Annotated in this window: 20 protein-coding genes; 6 read left to right on the top strand and 14 right to left on the bottom strand. The window is 63.7% G+C overall.

Features of this window, described 5'->3' with window-relative positions; translation table 11 throughout:
- Positions 1-98 precede the first annotated feature (98 nt).
- Positions 99-869 (top strand): glucose 1-dehydrogenase, encoded by a 771-nt coding sequence (locus tag FV139_RS01830; protein ID WP_148066532.1) that lies wholly within the window; start codon positions 99-101, stop codon positions 867-869.
- A gap of 19 nt (positions 870-888) precedes the next feature.
- Positions 889-1,611, top strand: coding sequence for an EthD domain-containing protein (locus tag FV139_RS01825; protein WP_148066531.1), 723 nt, complete (start codon positions 889-891; stop codon positions 1,609-1,611).
- 488 nt (positions 1,612-2,099) lie between these two features.
- Here FV139_RS01825 and htpX read toward each other — a convergent pair whose 3' ends face one another.
- The 6 genes from htpX to FV139_RS01795 form a co-directional block, all read right to left on the bottom strand.
- Positions 2,100-2,978: a protease HtpX gene (htpX, locus tag FV139_RS01820; protein WP_148066530.1), complete on the bottom strand. Its 879-nt coding sequence runs from the start codon at positions 2,976-2,978 to the stop codon at positions 2,100-2,102.
- A gap of 96 nt (positions 2,979-3,074) precedes the next feature.
- Entirely contained in the window at positions 3,075-3,413 is a 339-nt protein-coding gene (locus FV139_RS01815; protein ID WP_187276351.1) for a heat-shock protein HtpX, read from the bottom strand.
- Between the two features lie 57 nt (positions 3,414-3,470).
- The gene (locus FV139_RS01810) at positions 3,471-4,181 is read right to left on the bottom strand and encodes a J domain-containing protein (RefSeq protein WP_148066529.1); all 711 of its coding nucleotides are present in this window, start codon (positions 4,179-4,181) and stop codon (positions 3,471-3,473) included.
- Between the two features lie 7 nt (positions 4,182-4,188).
- Positions 4,189-4,875, bottom strand: a complete 687-nt coding sequence (locus FV139_RS01805; protein ID WP_148066528.1) for a VWA domain-containing protein — start codon at positions 4,873-4,875, stop codon at positions 4,189-4,191.
- A gap of 14 nt (positions 4,876-4,889) precedes the next feature.
- Positions 4,890-5,078, bottom strand: a complete 189-nt coding sequence (locus FV139_RS01800; RefSeq protein ID WP_148066527.1) for a hypothetical protein — start codon at positions 5,076-5,078, stop codon at positions 4,890-4,892.
- An 86-nt stretch (positions 5,079-5,164) separates the two neighbouring features.
- A complete protein-coding gene (locus FV139_RS01795) occupies positions 5,165-7,171 on the bottom strand; it encodes an alkaline phosphatase D family protein (RefSeq protein ID WP_148066526.1) in 2,007 nt (668 codons plus the stop codon).
- Between the two features lie 389 nt (positions 7,172-7,560).
- Between FV139_RS01795 and FV139_RS01790 the strand changes: the two genes are divergently transcribed.
- A complete protein-coding gene (locus FV139_RS01790) occupies positions 7,561-9,945 on the top strand; it encodes a TonB-dependent receptor (protein WP_187276350.1) in 2,385 nt (794 codons plus the stop codon).
- Between the two features lie 7 nt (positions 9,946-9,952).
- On the opposite strand, the gene FV139_RS01785 is transcribed toward FV139_RS01790, so the two are convergent.
- Both FV139_RS01785 and rimO read right to left on the bottom strand, forming a co-directional pair.
- A complete protein-coding gene (locus FV139_RS01785; RefSeq protein ID WP_148066524.1) occupies positions 9,953-10,672 on the bottom strand; it encodes a 16S rRNA (uracil(1498)-N(3))-methyltransferase in 720 nt (239 codons plus the stop codon).
- Positions 10,673-10,678: 6 nt separating this feature from the next.
- On the bottom strand, positions 10,679-11,995 hold the full coding sequence (rimO, locus tag FV139_RS01780) for a 30S ribosomal protein S12 methylthiotransferase RimO (protein ID WP_148066523.1): 1,317 nt from the start codon (positions 11,993-11,995) through the stop codon (positions 10,679-10,681).
- Positions 11,996-12,204: 209 nt separating this feature from the next.
- Between rimO and FV139_RS01775 the strand changes: the two genes are divergently transcribed.
- The gene (locus tag FV139_RS01775) at positions 12,205-12,480 is read left to right on the top strand and encodes a hypothetical protein (protein WP_148066522.1); all 276 of its coding nucleotides are present in this window, start codon (positions 12,205-12,207) and stop codon (positions 12,478-12,480) included.
- Between the two features lie 52 nt (positions 12,481-12,532).
- Here the strand turns inward: FV139_RS01775 and FV139_RS01770 are convergent, their stop codons facing one another.
- Positions 12,533-13,036, bottom strand: a complete 504-nt coding sequence (locus tag FV139_RS01770; protein WP_148066521.1) for a DUF2244 domain-containing protein — start codon at positions 13,034-13,036, stop codon at positions 12,533-12,535.
- A 55-nt stretch (positions 13,037-13,091) separates the two neighbouring features.
- On the opposite strand from FV139_RS01770, the gene FV139_RS01765 reads away from it, so the two are divergent.
- Positions 13,092-13,913 carry a sulfurtransferase gene (locus FV139_RS01765; RefSeq protein WP_148066520.1) on the top strand — a complete coding sequence of 274 codons (822 nt, stop codon included), beginning with the start codon at positions 13,092-13,094 and terminating at the stop codon, positions 13,911-13,913.
- A gap of 40 nt (positions 13,914-13,953) precedes the next feature.
- Here the strand turns inward: FV139_RS01765 and FV139_RS01760 are convergent, their stop codons facing one another.
- Positions 13,954-14,616 carry a pseudouridine synthase gene (locus tag FV139_RS01760; RefSeq protein ID WP_148066519.1) on the bottom strand — a complete coding sequence of 221 codons (663 nt, stop codon included), beginning with the start codon at positions 14,614-14,616 and terminating at the stop codon, positions 13,954-13,956.
- Between the two features lie 97 nt (positions 14,617-14,713).
- Here FV139_RS01760 and FV139_RS01755 point away from each other — a divergent pair, with 97 nt between their 5' ends.
- Positions 14,714-15,391, top strand: a complete 678-nt coding sequence (locus FV139_RS01755) for a class I SAM-dependent methyltransferase (RefSeq protein WP_148066518.1) — start codon at positions 14,714-14,716, stop codon at positions 15,389-15,391.
- Here the strand turns inward: FV139_RS01755 and FV139_RS01750 are convergent.
- The 4 genes from FV139_RS01750 to FV139_RS01735 are packed head-to-tail and all read right to left on the bottom strand — an operon-like array spanning position 15,388 to position 18,067.
- Entirely contained in the window at positions 15,388-15,975 is a 588-nt protein-coding gene (locus tag FV139_RS01750; protein ID WP_213003993.1) for a nuclear transport factor 2 family protein, read from the bottom strand. The genes FV139_RS01755 and FV139_RS01750 overlap by 4 nt on opposite strands.
- A gap of 46 nt (positions 15,976-16,021) precedes the next feature.
- Positions 16,022-16,789: a pyridoxine 5'-phosphate synthase gene (locus FV139_RS01745; RefSeq protein WP_148066517.1), complete on the bottom strand. Its 768-nt coding sequence runs from the start codon at positions 16,787-16,789 to the stop codon at positions 16,022-16,024.
- Positions 16,786-17,361: a peptidylprolyl isomerase gene (locus FV139_RS01740; RefSeq protein ID WP_148066516.1), complete on the bottom strand. Its 576-nt coding sequence runs from the start codon at positions 17,359-17,361 to the stop codon at positions 16,786-16,788. Before FV139_RS01740 ends, FV139_RS01745 begins: the two co-directional genes overlap by 4 nt.
- A 25-nt stretch (positions 17,362-17,386) precedes the next feature.
- On the bottom strand, positions 17,387-18,067 hold the full coding sequence (locus FV139_RS01735) for a TIGR04211 family SH3 domain-containing protein (protein ID WP_235898480.1): 681 nt from the start codon (positions 18,065-18,067) through the stop codon (positions 17,387-17,389).
- Positions 18,068-18,072 lie beyond the last annotated feature (5 nt).

The following is an 18,072-nucleotide window of genomic DNA, read 5'->3' as shown; positions in this document are numbered from 1 at the left end:
CAACAGAGCAGCCACGCTCCCGGTTTGCCCGCCTCGGCATTGAGCCGGAAAAGGGCATTTGCTTAACTCCGGGCCTGTTAACACAAGGATTCAATGTTATGGGACGAGTAGCGGGCAAAGTTGCCATTATTACGGGGGCCGCCAGCGGCATGGGGCGGGCGGACGCCGAATTGCTGGCGCGGGAAGGGGCCACCGTGGTCCTGGCTGACCTCAATGAACAGGACGGCCTGGCGGCGGTAGAAGCTATCGGTGAGCGGGCCCGCTTTATGCGGCTCGATGTGACTGATGAAGCGAACTGGGAACAGGTCATTGCGCAAACTCTCGCCGAGTTCGGGCGCCTCGATGTACTGGTCAACAACGCCGGCCTGATGAGCCTCGGCACCGTGGTGGATACCAGCCTGGAAGCCTGGCATAAACTCATGGCGGTGAACGCCGACGGGGTGTTTCTCGGCTGCAAGCACGCCATTCCCGCCATGGCACAGGGCGGGGGCGGATCTATCGTCAACATGTCTTCGGTGGCGGCGATGCAGGGGATGTCTTTCGTGGCGGCCTACTGCGCCAGCAAGGGCGCGGTGCGCTCGCTCACCAAGAGCGTGGCCATGTTCTGCAAACAGCAGGGTAACGGTATTCGCTGCAACTCGATCCACCCGGACGGGGTGCGTACGCCCATGGTAGTGAAAGTCGCTACCGGGCAGGACAGCGCCACCCGGGAGGAGATCGAGGCCCTCGACAGCGCCGGGGCCATGTGCGAGCCGGAGGACATTGCCAACCTGGTGCTCTACCTGGCTTCCGACGAGTCGCGATTCGTGAACGGCGCCGAGATGCTGATCGACAACGCGGCGACGATTACGCCTCCGGTCGGCGTGTAAGGTCCGGGGAGGGCTATTCATGGAAAAGCTGGTTTATCCGCTGTGGAATGTCGAGGGCGGCGACGGTGATGCCCTGCGCGAACGCCTGCTGGGCGAGACTGTTCCCGCCTTGCTGGCCTCGGACGGCACGCGCGCCGTGCGCCTGACGGTCGCCGACAGCCGGGTCGCCCCCGCCAGCGGCAAGCGCATCGCTCGCTTGCCGCCGGCGCCGGATGCGGTGCTCTCACTGTGGCTGGACAACGCCGGGGCGCGGAGCGAACAGGAATCGGCCATTGCCGCGGCGGTGGAACGCTTCGACTGCCTGCTGGTGACGGAGGCGGAACCTATCGTAAACCGGGACCAGGCACCGGACGCGAACGGCCGCCTGCCGGGCTGGTGCCAGGTGGTGTTTCTGGAAACCCCGCCCCGGCTCAGCCGACAGGAATGGCTGGAGATCTGGCAGGGCAGCCATACGGCGGTGGCCATCCAGACTCAATCAACGTTTGCCTATCGGCAGAATGTGGTGGTGAGGAGGTTCACTGAGGGTGAGCGCCTGCCGGATGCGATGATCGAGGAGAATTTCCCGCTGGAGGCCATGACCTCTGATCATGCGTTTTACGATGCCGCAGACGACGCCCAGTTGCAGGCGCGGGTGCAGGCGATGATGGATAGCTGTGCCCGGTTTATCGACTTCGACCGGATGGATGTGATTCCGATGAGTGAGTACGTGTTTGGGGAGTTACTTACAGGACGTTTTGTCTGACCTGATTTGATCAAGTCGCTTTGCCTGCGGTTCTGATGGGTAAACTCAATTTAGTCGTCATTTCGAGGCCGCTATTCTGGATGTGAGCTCCGTAGGTCGGGCGCGATCTGGGCGTGCACCTCTCCGGACACGCTAAAAGCATGCCGTCCATGGCGCGCTCCTCAGCGGCCATCCCTGGCCGCTGAAGGTCCGGAGAGGCGCACCCCCAGCTCGCACCCTGCTCCGGCACGTGTATCAGGTTCTTTAGATTCGAAGTTCAGAGCTTGATGCTACCTGCGAGAGAGCGCGTGCGGCGCCCGGAGCCCTTCCGGGACCTTCAGCGGCATGGATGCCGCTGAGGAGCCCCCATGGATGGGTTCACGGCGTGTCCCGGAAGGGCTCCGGGTGGCGTGCGTGCGGGTTCAAGCTGTCGCTTTCTTGATGACTCGCAGTTACGGCAATTCAGAACGTGGGTTTGCTGATCGTGTACGCATTGCCCCAGTTCTCGCTCAACCCCCCAGCGCCCGAATCCGATCCTCCAGCGGCGGGTGCGAGCGGAACAGCCCGCCGATGCCTTCTTTCAACTGCTCGCTGATACCAAAGGCAGTGAGTTCGCCGGGCATATCCTGGGGCAGGCCCTGTTCCGCGCGCAGGCGCTGGAGGGCGGCGATCATCGCGCCGTTGCCGGCGAGGCTGGCGCCCGCTGCATCGGCGCGGTACTCGCGCCAGCGGGAGAACCAGAACACGATCATGCTGGCCAGAATACCCAGCACCAGTTCCGCGACGATGGTGACCGCGTAATAGCCCAGACCATAGCCGCGCTCGGTCTTGAACACCACCCGGTCCACCGTGTGGCCGATAATGCGGGCGAAGAACATCACAAAAGTATTCACCACGCCCTGGATCAGCGTCAGCGTGACCATGTCGCCATTGGCCACGTGGCCGATCTCGTGGGCCAGTACGGCCCGTACTTCCTGCGGGCTAAAGCGCTGCAGCAGGCCGGCACTGACCGCCACCAGGGCGGCGTTGCGGTTCCAGCCGGTGGCGAAGGCGTTGGCCGCCTGGGAGGGGAAAATACCGACTTCCGGCATGCCCACCCCGGCCTCTTTCGCCAGTTCGGCGACGGTGTCCACCAGCCACTGTTCCTCGCGGGTACGGGGTTGCTCGATGATCTGGGTGCCGGTGCCGCGCTTGGCCATCCACTTTGACAGCAGCAGGGAAATAAACGAGCCGCCAAAGCCGAAGACACCGCACATGACCAGCAGCGCGCCCAGGTTCAGGTCGACGCCGTTGGCGGCGAGGATGCCCTGGAGCCCGAGCAGGTTGAAGACAATGCTGACCAGCACCATCACGGCGATGTTGGTGGCCAGGAATAGCAGAACTCTCATGGTGTGCCCTTGGGTTGGCGTCTCAGTCAGATAGCTGTCCGACGGCGCATGTGCACCGCCGTTCGCCTGTATCTATGGTGCCAGTCGGCGCCTTTTTCAAGCGCCCTGTTCAGCTGTTGTGGACCCGGTCTCAACGTCGGAAGGCGTCCCGGTGTCGGTGTCGGTGTCGCTGTCGTTGTCGATAGCGGCTTCGGGGGGCGTGGGCAGGGGAATATCGCTGACTTCCAGCACGGGTTCGTTCCTGGGGCCGAGTTCGGCAGCCAGGACTTCACCGCGCAGTTCCACATCCTTCGCGCTGAGCTCGAACAGGGTGTTGATTCCCTCGTCCTGGTGCTTAACCCGCATGACCGCGCGCGGGTCGCGGCCGTCTACCCAGGCCTTTGACTTGCCCCAGTAGTGGCCGAGCTGGTTGCGGATGACAAATACCTCGTTCATGGTGCCTGAATCGACTCTCTATCTATTGCAGAATTCGTTGCGCAGTGTACGGCCTTGTCAGCCGAGCAGGAAGTCCTTGGCCTCGTTGATCCGCGCCGCAAGGTAATCACTGCCGCCGCGGTCCGGGTGCAATTTCTGGATCAGGCTGCGGTGGGCGGCGGTGATGTCCTCGTCGCTGGCATCGTCCCCAAGGCCCAGAATGGCCAGGGCCTCCTTGCGGGTCATACCGCCGGGGCTGGCCGTGCGGGTGTCGGCGCCTGGCTGCTCGCTGCTGCCGGCGCCGGGAAAGCGTTGTTCCATGTAGCCCGCGAGCAACTGGGCCGAGTCACTGTCTTCCCGCTGGCAGTACTGCATGAGTTCGTCGAGTTGGGCGCGGTCCATCTCGTCCAGGAACCAGTCCTTGTAGGGTCCGCTGAGCACCTCGCCGCTGAGCTTGCCGCTGCTGTGATCCATGTGCACCCGCAGGCAGGCGGTTTCCACCGTAGACTGCTGCTGGGCACCGGCCTGCGAACGCAGGGAAGAGAGCATGGGAAACAGGCGCACCAGGATGGGTGCCAGCTGCCGGAATGCCACCAGCAGGCCGGTCAGCGCCGCGCCTATCCAGTGCATGCGGCCGGTGACCGTGAGGCCGATCACCACGATGACCGCGACGATCACGCCGAGCTTGATGTACTCCGCCCGGCGTTTGTGGGGGGGTTGGCGACGGGCGCGCTGGTAGAGAATGTAGACAACGGCGGCAATCGCCAGCAGCAGGATGAGACGGGGCACTGTTTCCTCAGGGCTTGAGTTGCTGAAGCAGCAGTTTAGCACCCTCGGTAGGGTTGTTCTCCAGTGCCGCCCGACCCCCGCTGGCAAAGCGTGCCACGGCGCCGAGCAGCTCTGCCAGGCGCTGTGCGCTGCTGCTGTCAAAGCGCGCCCAGGCGCCACCGGAGAGCTTTGCCATCTGCTGGAAGCACTGCCGGACGTCGTATTGGTCGCCCTCCTGGAACAGGAACAGGGGGAGCTTGCGCATGCCGCATTCGCCGGCCAGCTGGCACAGGGTGTCGGGACTTTCCTCCATGGCGTCGCCAATGAACACCATTGCGCGCAGGGGGAGCTCCCGGTGTTGTTGCAGGGCGTGGCGCAGCAAGCGGCCGATCTGGGTTTGGCCACCCTCACAGGCGACCCGCTCCATCAGCGACGCCAGCGCGGTGCCGTCGCCCAGCCAGTCACTGGCAAAAAAATCGTGGAATCCGCGGTAATAGCACAGTTGCAGCGACAGGTTGGTGGCGCCGGTGCCAGTGCGGAACATGTCCTGCTGCAAGTGGCTGGCGCGGTCCCAGGTGGGTTGGCGGCTGGCGGTGGCGTCTATGGCGAAGATCAGGCGCGCACGCTGCTGGGCCACCGTGCTGATGGCACGACTGGTGCCCAGGAAGCGGGCGATCTCGGTGGAATTGGCTTTGCGTGAGGGGGGGCGGGCCATGCGCTGGAGCTGGCTTAGTTGGGCCCCAGTTTCTCCAGCGCCTTGAGGTTCTGCAGTTCCTGCAGGTAGTGACGGCGCGCGGCGAGCTCGCGCACGGCCTGTTGCAACTCGCTGTCGCTGATGCTGTCGTCATCGCTGACCAGCTGCCACAGCTTGCGGCTGCACAGTTCACTGGCGTTGAAATTACTGGTGGTCGTGTTCATGGTCGTTCCTTGTTCTTTACCGCTTCAGATTGCCACCTCTATGTGACATCTGCATGAAGCCTTTTACTCAATTTCTTGAAACCAGCTTACCCGCTTGTCAGGGAAAAGGGAAAGGGCGCCTGACCCTGGAACCCGGGCTGCGGCCGCGGGGCCTGTTCTCCGGCACGCCAGGCGGGAACCTTGAATCGTGCGCGGTAGGCGGTGCCGGGGGCCTGCTCGAAAGGTTTGCGCAGTTGCTCGATGGCCACCAGTTCGACGCTGAGTCCGCCTGCGCTGAAATGGGCCAGGCCGTAGCCATTGGCGGTACTGTCGGCAAAGCACAGCCCGGGGTTGGCCGGGTTGCTGCCAAGCCAGCGCGAGAGACGCCCGCTGCCGACTTTCTGGAAGGCGAAGGCGGCGAGTACACCGTCCTGCAGGGTCATGTTCCAGTTGGGGTATTGCCTGCCATCGTGTTCGGCGCTGACCAGTGCGGCAAAGTCCGGGTGGTCTTCGCCGGCGATTGCGCTCACGTTGTCGAATAGCGGAGAGGAGCTGATGCCCGCACAGTTGAAGTCCAGGGCCACCGCCGGGCTCGCCGGGTCCCCGGGGTTCACCAGGGCCTGGGCGGCGCCGTGCATATGGTGATCGCCGGAAAGGGAGACCACCCCTGCGGTGCCGGCGTGCTGCAGCTGGCTCATGATGTGTCGGTATTCGTGGGGATACCCATGCCAGGCATCGATATTGAAGATGCAGTCTTCGTAGCCGGCGAAGGGAATGCTGGAAAGGTCGAGGCGCAGGGGCAACAGGGGCAGGGGGTTGGCCCACAGTTTCCAGGTGGCCCCGGACCCTGTCATACCCTTCACCAACCAGTCGCGCTGGGTAGTCCCGAGGCAGGTGCCGGGTGCGCGCTCGCGCCAGGGGTTCGGCGTAGTGCCATCTCCCCAGGGCAGGGTCGCCGGTGGCTGGCCGTTATTGTACTCGCGGCCACTGTCGGCCATGTCGACCAACTCGACACTGTTCATGGGCAGGCCCAGGGATTCGGCCATGCCATCCTCGAGGCAGGGTGGCGTGCGGTAGCTGCGTGCGTCGGTCAGGAACAGGTCCACCAGTGTCCCCCAGCGCAGCCGGCGGTAGATGCACAAACTGTCGCGGGCGTTGCGGTTGTCGCTTTCGGGGTCGCCGCTAAGTGTAGCGGGCTGCAGGCCGTGGGCGTCCTGCCCCTGTAACTCGTCGAGCGCGCAGGGGATGAATTCGAACCAGGCGCGATTGGCATCGAGCTTGCGCCGTGCCTCCAGTTTTGGCTCCCGGGTGTACTGGCTGTAACTCTGGAAATTGTCGTCGCTGAATTCGTGGTCGTCCCAGGTACAGATAAAGGGCCAGCGGGCGCGCGCTGCCTGCAGGTGCGGGTCGGAAAGATAGGTTCGGTACAGGTGACGATAGTCCGCCAGGCTGACCGCGTAGCGATTTTCAGGCCCGTCATGGCCGTCGGGGAAGGCGGGCAGTACCCGCGAAGGTGCGCTGCCATCCTGGCGGGTGTGCCAGCTGCGTTCGTAAATGAAGTCGCCCAGATGCAGTACGGCGTCAATGCCTTCGCCAGGTGCGGCGCTGAGATCGTCCTCGAGCATGCGCGCCCAGCCCCCGTAAAAGGCCTGCTCGTAATTCTGGCAGCTGACGAAGGCCAGACGGAAATCGCGGGCCTGGTCCGCCGTTGGTGCAGTGCGGGTGCGCCCGCTGCGGGACACCGTGTCACCCGCGCCGCGGAAGCGGTAGAAGTACCAGCGATCCGCTGCCAGACCTTCTATCCAGGCCCGCAGTGTGTAGTCGTTGTCAGCGTGCACGGATAGCTGCCTGCTGACCAGCAGGTTTGCGAAGTCCTCCCCTTCGCTGATTTCCAGGGTGACGCCACACTGGCTGGCGCCGTCCTCGGGCACCGCCCTGGTCCACAGCACAACGCTGCCACTACCCGGGTCACCCGACGCGACACCCTGGGGAAAGTCCAGGGCTGGGGTGGGAACTGCAGCACTGGCGGGGGACGCGGATGACAGCTCTCCGACACTGAGCAGGAAGGTTCCGCTGGAGATCAGGGTCAGGAGTTCGCGACGTGACAGCTTCATGGCAGGGTTCCCCGGTAGACGAGGGGCTACTCTAGCCGCAATGGCGGCATGCGCACACCCCGGTTAAGTGTGCAGGTCACAGACCTCAGGAATTTTTCCAGTTCTGATAGTTGAACTACTCGGTGCGATTGCGGGAACGCGGCTTGCCGTTGTGCCGGTGGTCCGTCATCTGCGCCTTGTTGCAGCAGCGGAAACTGGTTCTAATGGTGCCGCAGGCAAGTACCCGTAGTGGCGATACAGGCTTTGCCCTGATACCGCCACGCGCAACTATAACGATAATGTCGAGGTGTGTAATGCCAGTGTTTTTTCCTTCCCGGAAGGGTTTCCGTCCAGTTCTTATGACAGCGGCGGTCGCCTCCGCGCTCTCCCCGTTTCAGATCTCGCCGGCGATGGCTGAAAGCCTGGTGCTGGAGGAAGTGGTCGTTACCGCCAGGCGGCGGGCTGAGAGCCTGCAGGAGACGCCGGTGGCGGTTACCGCCCTGGATGCGTCAGCGCTGCGCGAAGCTGGCGTGCGCAATCTGTCAGACCTGAACCAGGTGGCCCCGAGTATCGATGTGGCCAGCGCCAATGGTAACGCGCCCCTGGCAAACGTTTATATTCGCGGCGTGGGCCAGCGCAACTCCGGTGCCAATATCGATTCCGGGGTGGGGATTTACATCGACGACGTCTACGTCAGCCGACCGGACGGTGCCCTGCTGGATCTCAATGACATCCAGTCTGTGCAGGTGCTGCGCGGCCCCCAGGGTACCCTGTTTGGCAAGAACACGACCGGTGGAGCTCTGGTGTTTACCACCAATCGCCCCACCGATGAATTCGAGGGCTCGGTGGGCTTCCGGATTGGCAACTACGACCGCCTGGACGCCGATTTCGTGGTGAATGCCCCGCTGACCGATAACCTGTGGACCCGCCTGTCCGGCGTGAGCCGCAGTCGCGATGGCTATATCGATAATGTCTTCGACGGTGAGGACTATATGGACGAGGACCGCCAGAGCCTGATCTGGCAGACCCGCTGGGTGGCCACCGACGATCTTACCCTGGACCTGAATGTGAACTGGGCCGAGACCGACCAGACCATGCGGCCGCAGAAGTGTATGCCGGTGCCCGAGGTGGTGGGGTGGCAGGCGGCAATTTTCGATGCCATCGCAATCGTGCCCGCCACCGGCAGGAGCGTCGATGAGCATTGTGCCGAGGCCCGCGCAGCGGGGGACGCCAATACGGTGATCTCCGATCTCGGCGGTGATTACTATTCCGAGAACCAGGGTGCCTCGCTTACTGCCGAATGGGCGATCAATGACGATCTGAGCCTGAAGAGCATCACTGCCTGGCGCGGCACCGAGGCCACCCAGAACGATGACCTCGACAGTATTGGCGTACCTTTCCTGCATCGCACTAACACCGTGCACCCCAGCTTCAATCATCCGTCTGAATCAGACCAGTACAGCCAGGAATTGCAACTGGTGGGCAGTGCCTTCGACGATCGCCTTCAGTATGTGACCGGGGTCTACTGGTTCCAGGAGGAAACGTCCGGGCGGATCAATACCAATTACCTCGGTCCCTTTGATCCGGCGATAGCCCCCAACCTCATTTTCTTCAGTACCACGGCGTCAACCCTGGCGGCGGACAATGACGCGGTGGCGGCATTCGCCCAGCTGGAATGGGAGTTTAGTGACAACTGGCGGGGTACGATCGGCCTGCGCTACACCGACGAGAGCCGCGAACTGGAACGGGTGAATTACCTGCCCGACCCCTCTACCCTCGACGCCAATGGCGGTCCGGTCATTCCCCTGTCCGGAGGGCTCTACGTCGTGCAGCGTCCGGGGTATGAATTCAACCCGAACTTTGCTTTTGTCGAGAACGACATCGCTCGCGATGAGTCCGACAACAACGATGTCTCCCCCATGGCCAGTCTCCAGTATCTCATCGACGAGTTCGGCTGGATCGACCAGGGCAGCATCTACCTGACTTACAGCGAGGGCTTCCTCTCCGGCGGGCTGTCAGAGGCTCCGACCGGTGACCTCGAGGAGTTCGAACCGGAGGAAGTGGAAAACTGGGAGCTCGGCTTCAAGCTGGACCTGGCCCAGCGTCGCCTGCGGATCAACGGCGCCCTGTTCTCCTCCGACTACGTCAACCGCCAGCTCACCACCCTGGTGATCAATCCGGAAACCAACTCGCCTTCGGGTGCCACCATCAATGCCGCCAAATCGAGTATTGAGGGTGTCGAGCTGGAGACCACCTGGCTGGCCACCGACAACCTGGTGTTAAGCTTCAATATGACCCTGGCCGATGGGGATATCGAGGAGTTCGACGATATCCAGATCCTGACGGCTGACCCCACCATGGCGCCCGGCCCTGGTTGTACCCGCACCAACCTGACCCTGGTGTTGGTGGACGCCTGCCCCAACGACCGCTCCGACGAGAACCTGCCGCGGCTGGCGGAACAGACCTACTTGCTGGCGGCGCAATACACGCTGGATACCTCGCTAGGGACCTTCATGCCGCGGGTCCAGGCCAGCTGGAAGATGGACATGGACTTCTGCTTTGACTCCAGCAGCTGCCAGGTGGGCTATTGGTTCGAGGACGAACAGTTCGAGCTCAGTGCGCGGCTGACCTGGATCTCGCCCAGCGAGCGCTGGGTCGGCTCACTCTACGGAACCAACCTGACGGACGAGGAATACCTCGTGGGCGGCACGGCCCTTGTGGAGTCAGAGGGTGTTGGTGGCCAGGCCTACGCGCCGCCGAGGATGTACGGCGCCGAGTTGCAGTACCGTTTCTAGCAACCCGCTAATCCACCGGTAACAGGCGGCCCAGCAGGGCCGTCACTGCATTTTCTACCCGCAGGATGCGCGGGCCGAGGGACACGGTCTCCAGGCCCGCGGCCTGCAGCATGTCTACTTCGTACGGAATAAAGCCGCCCTCCGGACCGATGGCCAGCAGCAGTGGCGTGTCCGTATCTGTGGGAGCAGCGGAGGCGCCGGGCAGCGGATGCGCGAGCAAACCGCGCCGTTCCGCCAGCAGGGCCGGCAAGCGGTCCTCCACGAAGGGTTTGAAGCGTCGTTCCAGGGTGACGGCTGGGACGATCGTGTCGCGGGCCTGTTCCAGCCCCTGCAACAGGTAGTCACGCATAGTGTCTTCTGCCAGCACCGGTGTCTGCCAGAAACTCTTCTCCACCCGGTAGCTGTTGAACAGTACCAACTGCTCCACCCCGAATTCGGCTGCCGAGCGCAGGATGCGGCGCAGCATCTTGGGCCGGGGCAGGGCGACCAGCAGGGTAACGGGCAACTTGGCCGGCGGTGGGGAGTCCAGCTGGAAGGTAATAGTGGCGCGCTGGCTGTCGAGGCTGACGATGCGTCCCTCGCCCATCAGGCCGTCAATTTCCCCTACCCGAACGCTGTCACCCACGGCGGCGCGGTGCACCTGCCGAAGGTGTTGCAGGCGTTGGTCGCTGACCGTGATTTCAGCCGGACCCGAGCGATCGCCATCCGTGAACAGCAGCAGGTTCAAGGTGGCTCAGCCTGCCCACAGGTCGTATTCGTCTGCGCCGGTGACTTCGGCTTCCACAAAGTCTCCCGGGTTCAGGCCGGTGGCGCCGTCGAGGTAGACCTTGCCATCGATTTCCGGTGCGTCTGCGGTGGAGCGGCCAATGGCGCCCTCTTCGTCCACTTCGTCGATCAGGATTTCGATGGTCTTGCCTACCTTGGCCTGCAGCTTGTCGGCGCTGATCTGCTGTTGCACTTCCATGAAGCGTTCCCAGCGTTCCTGTTTCACTTCCTCCGGCACGTGGTCGGGGAGGTCGTTGGCGGCGGCGCCCTTGACCGGGGAGTACTGGAAGCAGCCGACCCGGTCCAGCTGGGCCTCGCGCAGGAAGTCCAGCAGGATGTCGAAGTCGCGGTCGGTTTCCCCGGGGAAGCCGACGATGAACGTACTGCGCAGGGTGAGGTCGGGGCAGATGCTGCGCCAGTGCTGGATGCGATCCAGTACCTTCTCGGCCGCGGCAGGGCGTTTCATCCGCTTGAGGACGTCCGGGCTACCGTGCTGGAAGGGGATGTCCAGGTAGGGCAGGATCTTGCCCTCGGCCATCAGCGGGATGACGTTGTCCACGTGGGGATAGGGGTAAACGTAATGCAAGCGCACCCACACGCCGAATTCACCGAGGGCCTCGCACAGTTCCTGCATCCGGGTCTTCAGCGGGCGTCCGTTCCAGAAGCCGGTGCGGTACTTCATGTCGATGCCGTAGGCGCTGGTGTCCTGGGAAATGACCAGCAACTCCCTCACCCCTGCCTTGACCAGGCGTTCGGCCTCTTCCATTACATCACCGATCGGGCGGCTCACCAGGTCGCCGCGCATGGCGGGGATGATGCAGAACTTGCAGCGGTGGTTGCAGCCCTCCGAGATTTTCAGGTAGGCGTAGTGGCGCGGGGTGAGCTTGACGCCCTGGGGGGGTACCAGGTCCACGTAGGGGTCGTGCACCGGTGTATGGGGCACGTACTGGTGCACCGCGCCCACCACTTCCTCGTAAGCGGCCGGCCCGGTCACCGACAAGACCTTGGGGTGCAGTTCGCGAATGGCGGCGGCGTCATCGCCCTTGCCCATGCAGCCGGTGACGATCACCTTGCCATTTTCGCTGATGGCCTCGCCGATGGCGTCCAGCGATTCCTGCTTGGCGCTGTCAATGAAACCGCAGGTATTCACGACCACCAGCTCGGCGTCCTCGTAACTGGGTACGATCTCGTAACCATCCATCTTGAGCTGGGTGAGGATACGCTCGGAGTCCACCAGTGCCTTGGGGCAGCCGAGGCTGACGAAACCGACCTTGTTACTGGCCATGGGATTACCTGTTGGGGAGCCAAAAAAGGGGGGCGAATTATAGCGGACGCGGTGCGGGCTGTCTGTGGCAGTATTTCTCCCTGAACCGGTGCGCATTCCCCGTCATGACGGGCTGCGGCTGAAGTGCTATGCTGACGGTGATGACATTCATTCGCCACCGCCGACATGATTCGGGGGGCGGTTTATTGGTTTACGAATTGAGGTATTCTATGAAGCTTCACATCCTGTGTGCTGCGGCGGCAGTGTTCGCGCTGTCTGCCTGCTCCAGCACTTCCTCTTCCTATAGCTCCAACGCTGCTGCCGAGAACTCGGTTGCCAGCGCCGACGGCGTGATCTGCGAGCGGATCCCTGTGACCGGAACGCGCAAGATGGAAAAAGTGTGCACCACCCAGGCCCAGCGCGATGCGCGCGCACGGGCTGCCAAGGACGCCCAGGCCCAGGTGGGTATTCGCGCCCAGCAAGTGGGTGGCCCCGGCGCCAACTGAGTTCATCAGTACCCGGGCGGTGTCAGTGTTTTGCACCGCCCCCTTCCCTTACCTAGTAGCAGACCACCATTTCTTTGCTATCCCCCTTCACCCGAAGTTCCTGACGCAATAGTTGCAACAGGGTCAGGCAGTCCTCCCGGTTGAGGAAATCGCCAACGCAGACGGCTTCCCCCCGGTTCTGCAAACAGATACCCGGACCCTCCGACGGATGGCTCTCCCGCAGCACACCGATGTTGGTCGTCTGGCGCTTGAACAGCCAGCTCTGGCGGGGCAGGTAGTAGCCCTTGTCGATGCGCACTTCGCGCTCGCTGATGGTGATCACGTGGCGGTATTCCAGTTTCCAGTTCACCAGGTAGAGCGCGCTGCCAAGGGCGGCCAGTTCCAGCCCCGCCAGCGGCAGAATGGGCCAGGCACCGATCAGTGCAAACCCGGCGGCAATACCGAGGGAGGGCACTGACAGCGCGAGCAATACCAGCTTGTTGACCCGCCAGCTCGCTGAGCGGTTGGGGCGGGCAACAATGGTAAAGCTTCGATGTTTACGCTGGCTGGTGACCACACTGGGCTTCCACGCATATTTTGGGTAAGTTTAGCCCGACTGAGGAGAGCTTTCGATGTCTGAACACGATGATGCCGTCCAGGCCCGCCTGGTGTCCCCGGACGATAGCGAGCGACTGGCCCGGGCGGTACTGGTGGATTGCCGCTACGCCCTGGGTGATCCCGCTGCGGGGCGTGCCGCCTATGAACAGGGGCACATCCCCGGAGCCTGTTACCTGGACCTGGGGGTGGACCTGTCGGCCCCGGTGCAGGCCCACGGTGGGCGCCACCCCCTGCCAGAGCCGGCGACCTTTGCCGCGACCCTGGCGGGTATCGGTATTCACAAGGGCAGCGAGGTCATCGCCTATGACGACAGCAACCAGGCCTATGCCGCCCGCCTGTGGTGGATGATGCGCAGTCTCGGCTACCGGCCGCCGCGGCTGCTGGATGGTGGCTACAGTGGCTGGCTGGCCGCAGGAGGCGTGCCCGAAACCGGGCTGCCGGTGCCGGATCCCTGTGAAGCCCCGGATGTCGGCCACTGGACCGGCATCTGTGACATCGACGGTGTGCGCGAGGCCCAGGCGGCGGGTGCCCTGCTGGTGGATTCCCGTGAGCCGGCCCGTTACGAGGGCCGGGAAGAGCCCATCGACCCGGTGGCCGGCCATATCCCCGGCGCCATCAACCGGCCCTGGCAAGGCACGGCTGCGGGGGAGGGGCGTCAGCACGACGAGGAGGGGTTGCGGGCTCACTGGGGCGAGTTGCTGGCAACGGAAGAGCTGGTCGTTTATTGCGGTTCCGGCGTCACTGCCTGCGTCAATCTGTTCACCCTCTCCCGGCTGGGCTACAACGACGCCCGGCTCTATCCGGGGAGCTGGTCCGACTGGTGCAGCTACCTCTGACCGCTCCCGGGTCGAACCGTCATACCATCGGGCCGAGGCTCTAGAAGGGCGGTGTCGACTCGCCCGCGAGCCACTCGCCGGTGGCCGGGTGCTCGAAACCGAGTGTCGTGGCGTGCAGTAGCAGGCGATCCGCCATGGCCTCGGCCTCCGGGTGGGCGTACATGTCGCAGCCGAGAATGGGGTGGCCCAATTCGCGCAGGTGAATACGCAGCTGGTGTGAGCGGCCGGTGACCGGGCTCAGTTCCAGCCGCGAGCGGTCTCCCCGCCGTTCCAGAACCCGGTAGCGGGTGAGCGCCGACTTGCCGCGTTCGTGGCAAATCATCTGCCGCGGCCGGTTGACCCAGTCGCAGGCGATAGGCAGGTCGATTTCGCCGCTGTCCTGCGCGGGCTCCCCCCAGACGATCGCAATGTAGCTCTTTTCCACCTGGCGCTGCTGGAACTGGCGGCTGATGTGGCTGTGGCACTCCCGGTTCAGGGGCACCACCATGATGCCCGAGGTGTCCAGGTCCAGCCGGTGCACGATACTGGCGGAGGGATAGTTCTCCTGCAGGCGGGTGATCATGCAGTCCTTGTTGAGCGGATGGCGCCCGGGAATGGTCAGCAGGTAGTGGGGCTTGCGCACCAGCAACAGGTGTTCATCCTCGTAGAGGATGTCGATGGGCTCCTGGCTGTGGGGCACGATGTAGGGAGGCAGGTCTTGCATGGCGGCGTATGCTAACTGGAAACGGTGTCGGCCTCCATGCCCTGGCATCTGTTGCACGGGCACCGGATAATGGCGGCCCCCGGCTTGTTGTGTCCCCATGAATCGACTCGCTTCATACGATCTCTCCGCGCTGCAATCGCAGCTGCAGTCTGTGCTGCCCGGTGCACGGCTGGATATCGCCAACCTCCCGGTGCGCAGGCCCCTGTCGCTGTACCTGCTGAATGCGGACTATCCCCAGGGGGAGCTTGATGCCCAGGCGGTGCAGTTCGTGATGGATAACCCGCTGTACTGGGTGTTCTGTTGGGCCTCGGGCCTGGTGCTGGCGGACTGGCTGTTCGAGCAGCCAGAGTGGGTCCGCGGCAAGCGGGTGGTGGACTTTGGCTGCGGCTCGGGGGTGGCGGCCATTGCCGCCGGCCTGGCCGGTGCGGGTGAGGTGATCGCCTGCGATATCGATCCACAGGCGCTTGCCGCGACCGCCGCCAACTCGGCGCTGAACCAGGTGAACCTGGCCCTGGCGGCTGATTTCCACGACATTGAAGGGCCCATCGACCTGCTGATCGTGGCGGATGTGCTGTACGACCGCAGCAACTTTCCCTGGCTTGAAACCTTTATCACCCGCGCGGACCGGGTGCTGCTGGCGGATTCCCGGGTCAAGGATTTCGACTTTCCGGGTTACCGACAGATTGCCGCGCGGGATGCCCACACCCTGCCGGATCTCGACGAAAGTCCGGAGTTCCGCGATGTGCGGATATACGAAGGGCTATCGGGCGCTTAGGGTCGGTACTCGTGCGGCCCCTTGCCCCACTGGAAAATGTCAAAGAAATCGTATGACGGGTCGGCCTGCTTCGGCTTGCCGATACGTGAACCCTCGATCATCGGGTGTTCGAGGTTCACCGTGGTCGGGTCGTCGACCTTGACCCAGTCCGCCACCACGGCCCGGTGGCTGTACTTCCACACGCCATCTCGCCGTTCGTACTTGTCGAAGTAGCGCCCGCCAATCAGCACGTCCATTGGCCCGTCCTCGCCCTGCACCTGGTGGAAGGCAATGATGTACACCTCGCCCTCGGCGCGGTTGCCGTCCAGTACGATGTTCAGGGTGGTGACGTTGTGATGGAGAATCAGCATGTTCTCCTGGATGCCGGGGAGGGCGTCGATAAAGGCCATGGCGTCGCCCTCGAAGAACTGCCCGTGTTCGTCGATGGCGTCCTCGTGGTAGAGGCTGCGCATTTTTTCGTTGTCGTGGCGGTCCGCCGCGTTGCAGTAGGCCATTACCAGTTCGGTGATGGCCTGCTTGTCGAGCAGAGCCTGCAGGCGGGGGTCCATTGCCTGAATGCCGCTGTAGGGGGAAGAGTCTGTCATGGGGGCTCCTTGTTATCCGGCGCCCCCGGAACTGGCGGGAGCCGCCTCAGTTTTTACCCAGCGCGCGCTGGTAGGCGGCGACGGTAGCGGCCAGGCCCATGCGAATGGCGTCCACGGTCAGGGCGTGGCCGATGGACACCTCCAGCAGGTTGGGTACGGCAGCGGCAAAGGCCGGCAGATTGTTGAGGTCCAGGTCGTGACCGGCGTTGACCCCGAGGCCTTCCTCGGCCGCCACTTCCGCGGCGCGCACGAATTGCCCGAGTATGGTATCCACATCCTGGCCAGCGGCGAAGGCGCGAGCATAGCTCTCGGTATAGAGTTCTATACGGTCGGCGCCGGTTTGTGCCGCCAGCCGGATCTGCTCCGGGATCGGGTCCATGAACAGGCTGGTGCGGATGCCCAGGCTGTTCAGTTCCTCGACCAGAGGCGCCACGGTGTCGCCGTCACGCTTCAGGTCGAAGCCGTGGTCGGAGGTGAGCTGGGCGTCGCCGTCGGGTACCAGCGTGCACTGGGCGGGACGGATGGCGCGCACCAGTTCCATGAAGCCCGGGTAGTCGCCGACACCGTCGCGCTCGCTCTTGCGAGGGCCGGCCATCGGGTTGCCTTCGATATTGAATTCCACGCTGAGCATACCGGCGAGGTCGAAGCAGTCGCTGGCGCGAATGTGGCGCTGGTCCGGCCGGGGGTGGACGGTAATACCGTGGGCCCCCGCGTCGATGCACATCTGCGCATGCCGCGGGATATCGGGATTGGTGGTATCCCGCGAGTTGCGGATCAGGGCGATCTTGTTGAGGTTGACGGAGAGGGCGATCACAGCAGGCTCTTGCGCACGATTTCCTTGATGATGATCGGCTCGGCGGGCACGTCGGTGTGCGAACCGATCTTCTGCACCGGGGTGGTGGAGATGAAGTCCACCACGTTCATACCATCGGTCACCTCGCCAAATACGGTGTAACCCTCGCGCCCCGGGGCCCAATCCAGACGCAGGTTGGTGCGCTGGTTGATGAAGAACTGGGCCGTGGCGGAGTCGGGGTCATTGGTGCGGGCCATCGCCACGGTTCCACGGACGTTGTGCAGGCGGTTTTTGGATTCGTTGACGATCGGTTCGCGGGTTTCTTTCTCGCTCATGTCCGGCAGCATGCCGCCGCCCTGGATCATGAAGTTGGGAATGACCCGGTGGAAGATGGTGCCGCTGTAAAAGCCGTCGTCCACGTACTTGAGGAAGTTCTCCACGGTCACCGGCGACTTGTCCCGGAACAGGCGCAGGGTGATATCTCCCTGGCTGGTCTTGATGACGACCTGCGGGTTGGGCAGGCCGCTGTCGCCGGCCGCACCGGCCAGGGGCGCAATCAGCAGTGACAGGCACAGGATCAGGTTTCTCAGCATGGAACGGTCTCCGTTGTATCTGTTGTCAGGCCCAGCTCGAGCTGCGGCGGCGCTTAGGCCACAGGCGCGGGACGACCAGGGTGATGATGACGCCCAGCAATACCGCCAGCGCACCGTCGATAAACTGGCCGCTTTGCAGTTTGTCCTGCAGGCGCTGGTTTTCCGCCTCCAGGGTGTCCACCTCGGAGCGCAGTGACTCCGCCTCTTCGGTCAGGCGGCGGTTGTCGGTATCCAGTTGCACGGCCTTGCCGGAAATCTGTTTGAGCTGGGCCAGTTCCTCGCTGACCTGGGCCAGTTCGGCGTCGGTATCACTGACCTGGGTGCTCAGGTCGCTGCTCTCGGATTGCAGGGCGGCAAGCTGGGATTCCAGGGCCTGGTTGCGCTCGCGCAGCTGGCTGGCGGTCGCCTGGGCCTGTTCCAGCTTGTTGGCCGCGGGCGCCTCCTGCATCAGATACTGGGCGCGCAGCCAGCCCTCGGTGCCGCTGCTGGTGGAAATCCGCGCCCAGTCACCGTCGGCGCTGGTTTCGTGCACCGTGAGACGGGTGCCGGAAGGCAGGCCCCGGTGGACGATGCGGTAGTCATTGCCGGCGCCACTGCGCACGGGAATGTACTGGGTGTCGCTGATATAGCGGGTGTCCTGGGCGGCAACGTGGGCGCTGCAGAGGCCGAGGGCAATCAGGGCTGTCAGGGAAATCTGGCGAAACAAGAGGC

Origin of the sequence: Parahaliea maris (genome assembly GCF_008064665.1) — a bacterium.
GTDB lineage: Bacteria > Pseudomonadota > Gammaproteobacteria > Pseudomonadales > Halieaceae > Parahaliea > Parahaliea maris.
The sequence above is the reverse complement of the archived record's forward strand: the minus strand, read 5'-3'. Positions and strand labels throughout refer to the sequence as shown.